Annotated in this window: 8 protein-coding genes; 5 read left to right on the top strand and 3 right to left on the bottom strand. The window is 65.0% G+C overall.

Annotation, left to right across the window (positions count from 1 at the left end; genetic code table 11):
* A partial coding sequence (gene hrpA / locus E4L98_RS10570; protein ID WP_135201525.1) for an ATP-dependent RNA helicase HrpA occupies positions 1-3,175 on the bottom strand: 3,175 nt, incomplete at its 3' end.
* A gap of 55 nt (positions 3,176-3,230) precedes the next feature.
* Here hrpA and argA point away from each other — a divergent pair.
* Positions 3,231-4,541 (top strand): amino-acid N-acetyltransferase, encoded by a 1,311-nt coding sequence (gene argA / locus E4L98_RS10575; RefSeq protein WP_135201526.1) that lies wholly within the window; start codon positions 3,231-3,233, stop codon positions 4,539-4,541.
* Between the two features lie 35 nt (positions 4,542-4,576).
* A complete protein-coding gene (locus E4L98_RS10580; RefSeq protein ID WP_135201527.1) occupies positions 4,577-4,849 on the top strand; it encodes an oxidative damage protection protein in 273 nt (90 codons plus the stop codon).
* A 51-nt stretch (positions 4,850-4,900) separates the two neighbouring features.
* Here E4L98_RS10580 and rpiA read toward each other — a convergent pair whose 3' ends face one another.
* Complete coding sequence (rpiA, locus tag E4L98_RS10585; RefSeq protein ID WP_135201528.1) at positions 4,901-5,578, bottom strand: ribose-5-phosphate isomerase RpiA; 678 nt, start codon at positions 5,576-5,578, stop codon at positions 4,901-4,903.
* Between the two features lie 206 nt (positions 5,579-5,784).
* On the opposite strand from rpiA, the gene E4L98_RS10590 reads away from it, so the two are divergent.
* The 3 genes from E4L98_RS10590 to E4L98_RS10600 are packed head-to-tail and all read left to right on the top strand — an operon-like array spanning position 5,785 to position 7,743.
* The gene (locus E4L98_RS10590; RefSeq protein ID WP_135201529.1) at positions 5,785-6,156 is read left to right on the top strand and encodes a response regulator; all 372 of its coding nucleotides are present in this window, start codon (positions 5,785-5,787) and stop codon (positions 6,154-6,156) included.
* A 2-nt stretch (positions 6,157-6,158) separates the two neighbouring features.
* Positions 6,159-6,785, top strand: coding sequence for a chemotaxis protein CheC (locus E4L98_RS10595; RefSeq protein WP_135201530.1), 627 nt, complete (start codon positions 6,159-6,161; stop codon positions 6,783-6,785).
* Position 6,786: 1 nt separating this feature from the next.
* A complete protein-coding gene (locus E4L98_RS10600) occupies positions 6,787-7,743 on the top strand; it encodes a diguanylate cyclase domain-containing protein (protein WP_135201531.1) in 957 nt (318 codons plus the stop codon).
* A 91-nt stretch (positions 7,744-7,834) separates the two neighbouring features.
* Here the strand turns inward: E4L98_RS10600 and E4L98_RS10605 are convergent.
* The coding region (locus tag E4L98_RS10605) for a helix-turn-helix transcriptional regulator (RefSeq protein WP_135201532.1) at positions 7,835-8,139 on the bottom strand (305 nt) is incomplete at its 5' end.

Here is an 8,139-nt window from a genome sequence, read left to right on the forward strand (position 1 = left end):
GCGCGGCAGCGCCGCCCTTGGCCGGCAGCACCGCGCGCGCCGCGACCGTGGCCTGCGGCGACGACTCGGCCATCTTCTGGAAGCTCTCGCGCGCCTGCGTGCCGAATTCGGCCTGCAGCGACGCCAGATTGCGTCCCATGTCCAGCTGACGGCCATGCTCGTCCAGCACCTTGAAATTCATGAAGTGGTGCGCCGGCAGCGTCTCCGGCTTGAAGTCGGTGGTCTTCACCATGATGGTCAGCTGCTCGCGGATGTCCGCGATGATGGCGTCGATCAGCTCACCGCGGCCGAACGCCAGCTTGGCCTCCACGCGCTCGCAGAACTTGGCGGCATACTCCGGCAGCGGCACGCAGTGACGGCGCAGCTTCTGCGGCAGGGATTTCAGCAGCAGATGCACCTTCTCCTTCAGCATGCCCGGCACCAGCCATTCGCAGCGCTCGCGCGACAACTGGTTCAGCGCATACAGCGGCACGGCCAGCGTCACGCCATCGCGCACGCTGCCCGGTTCGAAGTGATAGGTCAGCGCCAGCTCCAAGCCAGATGCGTTCATCTTCTTCGGGAACAGATCGGTGGTGACGCCGGCCGCCTCGTGGCGCATCAGCTCATCGCGGTTCAGGAACAGCAGCCTGGGTTGCTGCGCGGTGACGTCCTTGTGCCACTTCTCGAAGCCGGCGCCGTTCACCACGTCCGATGGAATCAGCTTGTCGTAGAAAGCCGCGATCAGCTCATCGTCCACCAGCACGTCCTGGCGGCGCGACTTGTGTTCGAGGTTCTCGATTTCCTTGATCAGCTTGTGGTTGTGGGCGAAGAACGGCGCGCGCGTGTCGTAATCGCCGCCGACCAGCGCTTCGCGGATGAAGATTTCGCGTGCCTCGGCCGGGTTGAACTGACCGTAGTTGATGCGGCGCTGGCTGTACACCACCAGCCCGTACAGGGTCGCGCGCTCGGACGCGGTGACCTGCGCCGAACGTTTTTCCCAGCGCGGCTCGCCCCAGGATTTCTTCAGCAGGTGGCCGCCGATCTTCTCCAGCCACTCCGGCTGGATCTGCGCCACGCAGCGCGCGTACAGGCGCGTGGTCTCGACCAGTTCCGCCGCCATGATCCACTTGCCCGGCTTCTTGTTCAGCGAAGAACCTGGCCAGATGTGGAACTTGATGCCGCGCGCGCCCAGGAAGCCGGGATCGTCCTCCATCTTGAAGCCGATATTGCCCAGCAGGCCGGTCAGCAGCGCCAGGTGCAGGTTGTCGTAGGTGGCCGGCGTGTCGTTCAGGCGCCAGCCCTGCTCCTTGACGATGGTCAGCAGCTGCGAATGGACGTCGCGCCATTCGCGCAGGCGCAGTTGCGACAGGAAGTTGCTGCGGCAGTTGTCCTGCAGCTGGCGGTTGGTCTTCTTGTGCTCGATCGCGTTCTCGAACCAGTTCCAGATCTTGAGATAGCTGAGGAATTCCGATTTCTCGTCGGCGAACTTCTTGTGCGCCTCGTCGGCGGCCTGCTGCGCTTCGATCGGCCGGTCGCGCGGATCCTGCACCGACAGCGCGGAGGCGATGATCAGCACTTCGTTCAGGCAGACGTTGTCCACCCCGGCCAGGATCATGCGGCCGACGCGCGGGTCCAGCGGCAGCTTGGCCAGCTTCTTGCCCAGCGCCGTGATCTGGTTGTATTCATCGACCGCGCCCAGTTCCTGCAGCAGCTGGTAGCCGTCCGCGATGGCGCGCGCCAGCGGCGGTTCGATGAAGGGGAAAGTTTCGACGTCCGCCAGGTGCAGCGTCTTCATGCGCAGGATCACGGAGGCCAGCGACGAACGCAGAATCTCGGGATCGGTGAACTTGGGCCGTTGCAGGAAGTCCTGCTCGTCGTACAGGCGGATGCAGACGCCATCGGCTACACGGCCGCAACGGCCGGCGCGCTGGTTGGCGGCCGATTGCGCCACCGGCTCGATCTGCAGCTGCTCGACCTTGTTGCGGTAGCTGTAGCGCTTGACGCGCGCCAGGCCGGCGTCCACCACGTAGCGGATGCCGGGCACGGTCAGCGAGGTCTCGGCCACGTTGGTGGCCAGGACGATGCGGCGCGCGTTGGTGGTCTTGAACACGCGTTCCTGCTCCTCGGCCGACAGGCGGGCGAACAGCGGCAGGATTTCCACGTGCGGAGGGTGATGCTTGCGCAGCGCCTCGGCGGTGTCGCGGATTTCGCGTTCGCCGGGCAGGAACACCAGCACGTCGCCGGAACCGATGCGGGCCAGTTCGTCGACCGCGTCCACCACCGCGTCCATCAAATCGCGCTTTTCGCGCGCGGCGGCGGTGCGGGCGCCGCGGCCTTCGGCGTTGGCGATGGCCGGATTCACCACCTCGCTTTCGATCGGGCGGTAGCGCACCTCGACCTTGTACAGGCGACCCGAGACTTCGATCACCGGCGCCGGTTTGTCCTCGCTGCCGAAGTGGCGCGCGAAGCGGTCGGCGTCGATGGTCGCCGAGGTGATGATCACCTTCAGGTCCGGGCGGCGCGGCAGCAGCTGCTTGAGATAACCCAGCAGGAAGTCGATGTTCAGGCTGCGCTCGTGGGCCTCGTCGATGATGATGGTGTCGTAGGCCTTGAGCAGCGGATCGCTCTGCGTTTCGGTCAGCAGGATACCGTCGGTCATCAGCTTGATCGAGGCGCCCTTTTGCAGCGTGTCGGCGAAGCGCACCTTGAACCCGACATGCTCGCCCAGCGGCGAGCCCAGTTCCACGGCAATGCGCTTGGCGGTGGACGATGCGGCGATACGGCGCGGCTGGGTGTGGCCGATCAGGCCTTTCTGGCCACGGCCGAGCTCCAGGCAGATTTTCGGCAGCTGCGTGGTCTTGCCGGAACCGGTTTCGCCGGAGACGATGATCACCTGGTTGTTGCGCAGCGCTTCCGCGATCTCGTGGCGGCGGCCGGACACCGGCAGGTCCTCCGGAAAGGTGATCGGCGGCAGCGGATTGCGGAAATTGCGCTCGGCCTCGCGCGCCGCCTGCTCCTCCGGCGTCAGGCGCGGTTTGGCCTCGCGACGCGGACCACGGTCGCCCTCTGGACGCGGCCCGCGGGGCGGGCGTGGCTGCCCCTGCCCGGAGCGGGCGTCGGCGCCCGGCGCGGGGTGGCGGGCGGCATGCTGTGGACTGGATGGCGACTTTTGTGGCTTATTGCTGGCTTCTGACATTGTTTTTTACAAAGGTTTTGGCGCGGACGTCGCGCCCCGAATTATAATGCGGCGAATGGAAAACCCTACCCAATTCGTCCAATGGCTGCGCTCCGTCGCGCCCTACATCCACGCTTTCCGCGGCAAGACCTTCGTGGTCGCCTTCCCCGGTGAACTGGTCGCCGCCGGCGCCCTGCCGGTGCTGGCGCACGACCTGTCGCTGCTGCACGCGCTGGACATCAACGTCACCGTGGTCTACGGCTCGCGCCCCCAGGTGGCTGAACAACTGGCCCTGCGTAACGTCGAGGGCCGCTTCCACAACGGCGTGCGCATCACCGACACCGCCGCCATGGAATGCGCCAAGGAGGCCGCCGGCGAACTGCGTCTCGACATCGAGGCCGCGTTCAGCCAGGGTTTGCCGAACACGCCGATGTCGAACGCGGCGATCCGTATCATTTCCGGCAACTTCATCACCGCCCGGCCGCTGGGCGTGATCGATGGCGTCGACCTGGAACTGACCGGCGTCACCCGCAAGGTCGACGCCGAAACCATCCACTCGATCCTCGGTTCGGACGGCCTGGTGCTGCTGTCGCCGCTGGGCTTCTCGCCGACCGGCGAGGCGTTCAACCTGACCATGGAAGACGTGGCCTGCAGCGCGGCGATCGCCCTGCACGCCGACAAGCTGATCTTCATCACCGAAACCCCGCTGATGACCGACGCCGGCGGCGCCGAGATCCGCGAACTGTCCTCGCACCAGGCGGAAGCCGTGCTGCAGGCCGGTTTCCTGCCCGACGCCACCGCGTTCTACCTCAAGCACTGCATCAAGGCTTGCGACAACGGCGTCGAACGCTCGCACATCGTGTCCTTCGACATGGACGGCTCGGCGCTGCTGGAACTGTTCACCCACGACGGCGTGGGCACCATGATCTCGCACGAGAACCTGGAATCGCTGCGTCCCGCCACAATTGAGGACGTCGGCGGGATTATCAAGCTGATCGAACCGCTGGAAGCCGACGGCACCCTGGTCAAGCGCGGCCGCGAACTGATCGAGCGCGAAATCGAGATGTTCTCGGTGATCGAGCACGATGGCGTGATCTTCGGCTGCGCCGCCCTGTATCCGTTCCCGGAACAGAAAATGGCCGAAATGGCATGCCTGACCGTCAACCCGGAAGTGCAGGGCCAGGGCGACGGCGACCGCATCCTCAAGCACATGGAAAACCGCGCGCGCGCCATGGGCGTGCACAAGCTGTTCGTGCTGACCACCCGCACCGCGCACTGGTTCATCAAGCGCGGCTTCCATCCGGCCACGGTGGACGCCCTGCCCAAGGACCGCCAGCGCATGTATAACTGGCAGCGCAAATCCCAGGTTTTGATTAAGACCTTATAATCACGCTTTTACAGACCGCTTTAGGAGCAACAACAATGGCCCGCACCGTTCAATGCATCAAACTCCACAAGGAAGCCGAGGGCTTGGACTTCCCGCCGTATCCGGGCGAACTGGGTAAGAAGATCTACGAACAGGTTTCCAAGGAAGCCTGGGCGGCGTGGCTCAAGCACCAGACCATGCTGGTCAACGAGAACCGCCTGAACCTGGCCGACCAGCGCGCGCGCAAATACCTGGCGACGCAGATGGAAAAGCACTTCTTCGGCGAAGGCGCCGACCAGGCGCAAGGCTACGTGCCGCCATCGGCCTAAGCACCGGGGACAGACCCCGGGGTCTGTCCCCGGGGTCTGTCCCCAATCTGCTTAGTACTGCAGCGTCTTCACACCTTCCGCCGTGCCCAGCAGGCACACATTGGCGCCGCGCGCGGCAAACAGGCCGACCGCGATCACGCCGACGATCTGATTGATCTGCGCTTCCAGCGCCTTCGGATCAGTGATCGACAATCCCGCCACATCCAGCAGATATCCGCCGTTGTCGGTGACGAAGGCCTCGTCCGTGCCCGGCTTCAGGCGCAGCTTGGGCGTGCCGCCCAGCTGTTCCAGCTGACGCGCCACCGCGGCGCGCGCCATCGGGATCACTTCCACCGGCAGCGGGAACTTGCCCATCACGTCCACCAGCTTGGAACCGTCGGCGATGCAGACGAACTGTTTCGCCACCGAGGCGACGATCTTCTCGCGCGTCAGGGCCGCGCCGCCGCCCTTGATCATGGCGCCGGAGCGATCGATTTCATCGGCGCCATCGATGTAGACGGCGATTGCCGGCACGTCGTTCAGGTCGAACACTTCGATGCCGTGGCCGCGCAGGCGGGCGGCGGTGGCTTCCGATGAGGCCACGGTGCCCTTGATCTTGTCCTTCATCTTGGCCAGTTCGTCGATGAAGAAGTTGGCGGTCGAGCCGGTGCCGACGCCGATGATCTCGTTTTCCACCACGTAGGCTATGGCGGCACGGGCAACGGCTTGTTTCAGTTCGTCTTGGGTCATGATTAAAAGTTAAGAGAGGGGAAAATCGGACAGCCGCTATTTTACCACCCCGCTTTTTGCTTAAAAATTGCGCATCGACAACATCCGGCTTGCAACTTTGTAGCAGACTTGCACCAACGTACAAAGCAAGCAACAGCTGTGGTCAGAAAGGCTACAGGATGTGCGAGAATGTTTGTAACAGGCCCAAAAACCGCCGGGGAGAGACAATGACCAGCACCAAGACCGTCCTGATCGTGGATGACAGCCGTGTGTCGCGCATGATGGCGCGCCAGTATCTCTCCAGCTTGCGCTCGGCATGGATCGTCGAGGAAGCCGGCACCGGCGAGGAATCGCTGCTCAAGGCGCGCCACTCGCCGCCGGACCTGGTGATCATGGACGTCAACATGCCCGGCATGGGCGGCATCGCCGCCGCCGAGCAGCTGCGCCAGGAATTTCCCGCGCTCGCCATCTCGCTGCTGACCGCCAATGTGCAGACGGCCACGCGCGAACGCGCCGCCGCCATGGGCATCGGCTTTGTCGAAAAGCCCATCACCGAAGCGCGCATCGCGCAACTGGTGGCCACGCTGGAAGCGGCGTAATCATGCTCGACCTGACCGCCCTGGAAAACGACGCGCTGATCGAGATTTTCAATATCGGCGTCGGCCAGGCGGCAGCTTCGATGGGCGCCATCGTCAACGAGGCGGTGCGCATGTCGGTCCCGTCGATCAGCTTCATCGCGCGGGCGGAGGCGGCCCGGCTGCTCGGCCATAACGACGGCGTGCCGGAACGCATCTGCGGCGTCAGCCAGCGCTTCAAGGGTGCGTTCGACACCGACGCCATCCTCATGTTCCCCGAAGATAAAAGCCTGGACATCGTGCGCCTGATGGTGGGCGAGGCCATGCCGCTCAAGGAACTGACCGACATGGAACAGGAAGCCATGTGCGAGATCGGCAACATCATGCTGAATTCCTGCGTCGGCACGCTGGCGAATATTTTCCAGCGCGAGCTGCAAGGATCGCTGCCGCAGTACCACGTCGGCACCAGCGACGAAATTCTCACCGCCACCGGCAGCCAGGCCGACAGCGTGGTGCTGATGCTGCACATCGACTTCGTGCTGGAGAAGCACCAGATCCACGGCTACGTCGCCTTCGTGCTCGACATCTCGGCCCTGCACGACCTGAAAGAACAGATCAATCTCTACATCGCCCGCGCGATGGGGCAAGGCTGACATGGACTGCGCGCGCCTGCCCCTGCTGGAAAGCGTATTCTGCGCGGTGAGCCTGGGCGCCATCGTGCTCGATCACCAGCGCCGCGTGGTGCTGTGGAACAGCTGGATGGTGCGCCATGCGGGTCTGGAGCAGGACAAGGTGATCGGCCGGGACTTCTTTGCCGTCTGTCCGGATCTGCGCGGCGGGCGGGTGGATGCGGCGATCCAGCACGCGCTGTACAACAACTTCCCCTCCCTGCTGTCGCAGACGCTGAACAAGGCGCCGTTCGGGCTGTATCTGAACGCGGCGGCGGCGGCGCGCGACGACCGCATCCAGCAGGCGGTGGAAGTGACGCCGATCGCGGTGGACGGCGCGCCGCGCCACTGCCTGATCCAGATCAGCGACGTCAGCATCGCGGTGGCGCGCGAAAGGCTGCTGCGCGAGCAGGCCATGGTGCTGCGCTCGCAGACCTTTGCCGACGGCCTGACCGGCATCGCCAACCGCCGCCACTTCGACGTCGCGATGGAAAAGGAACACCGGCGCGCCAAGCGCGGCGGCATGCCCTTGTCGCTGCTGATGATCGACATCGACCACTTCAAGGCGTACAACGACCATTACGGCCATCAGAAAGGCGACCAGTGCCTGATCCAGGTGGCCGGCGCGCTGGCCGCCATGCTGAAGCGGCCCGGCGACCTGACGGCGCGCTACGGTGGCGAAGAGTTTGCGATGATCCTGCCGGAGACCGACATCGAACAGGCCAGGCTGATGGCGGAGACGATCCGCGACCGCGTGCAGGCGCTGCGCATACCGCACGAGCGCACCACCGACGACGCGCGGCAGGTGACGGTCAGCATCGGCATCGCCACCCAGCGCGGCGGCACACCGGTGGACATCGCAGCCCTGATCGGCGCCGCCGACAAGGCGCTGTACCAGGCCAAGCGCAGCGGCCGCAACCTGGTCGCGGCGCTGCAGCCATAATCCGGGGTCAGTTCTGCCAATCGCACACGGGCTCTGCCGTAGTGGTCGCTACGGCAGAGCCCGTGTGCGATTGGCAGAACTGACCCCGGAGTTAAGTCCAGACGCGGTAGATCCAGTAGCTCTCTTCGTCGGAGGCCAGCACGCGCGCCAGTTCCAGCGGGCTGTGGCCGGTGATTTCGCGCGCTTCGCGGCAGAAATGGGCTTGGTCGGCGTAGCCGCCGCGCGCGGCAATGTCGGACCAGACGGCTCTGCCGGCCAGGTAGTCGTCGCGCGCGTCGAAGAACGATTGTTCGGCGCGCTGCAGGCGCAGCAGCCTGCGCATCGGCTGGCCGGCGCGCGCCTTGATGCGGCGCTCGATGTTGCGCACGCCGCGTCCCGGCGCGGTGTGCGCAACAT

Source organism: Duganella callida (genome assembly GCF_004614165.1).
Taxonomy (GTDB): domain Bacteria; phylum Pseudomonadota; class Gammaproteobacteria; order Burkholderiales; family Burkholderiaceae_D; genus Rugamonas; species Rugamonas callida.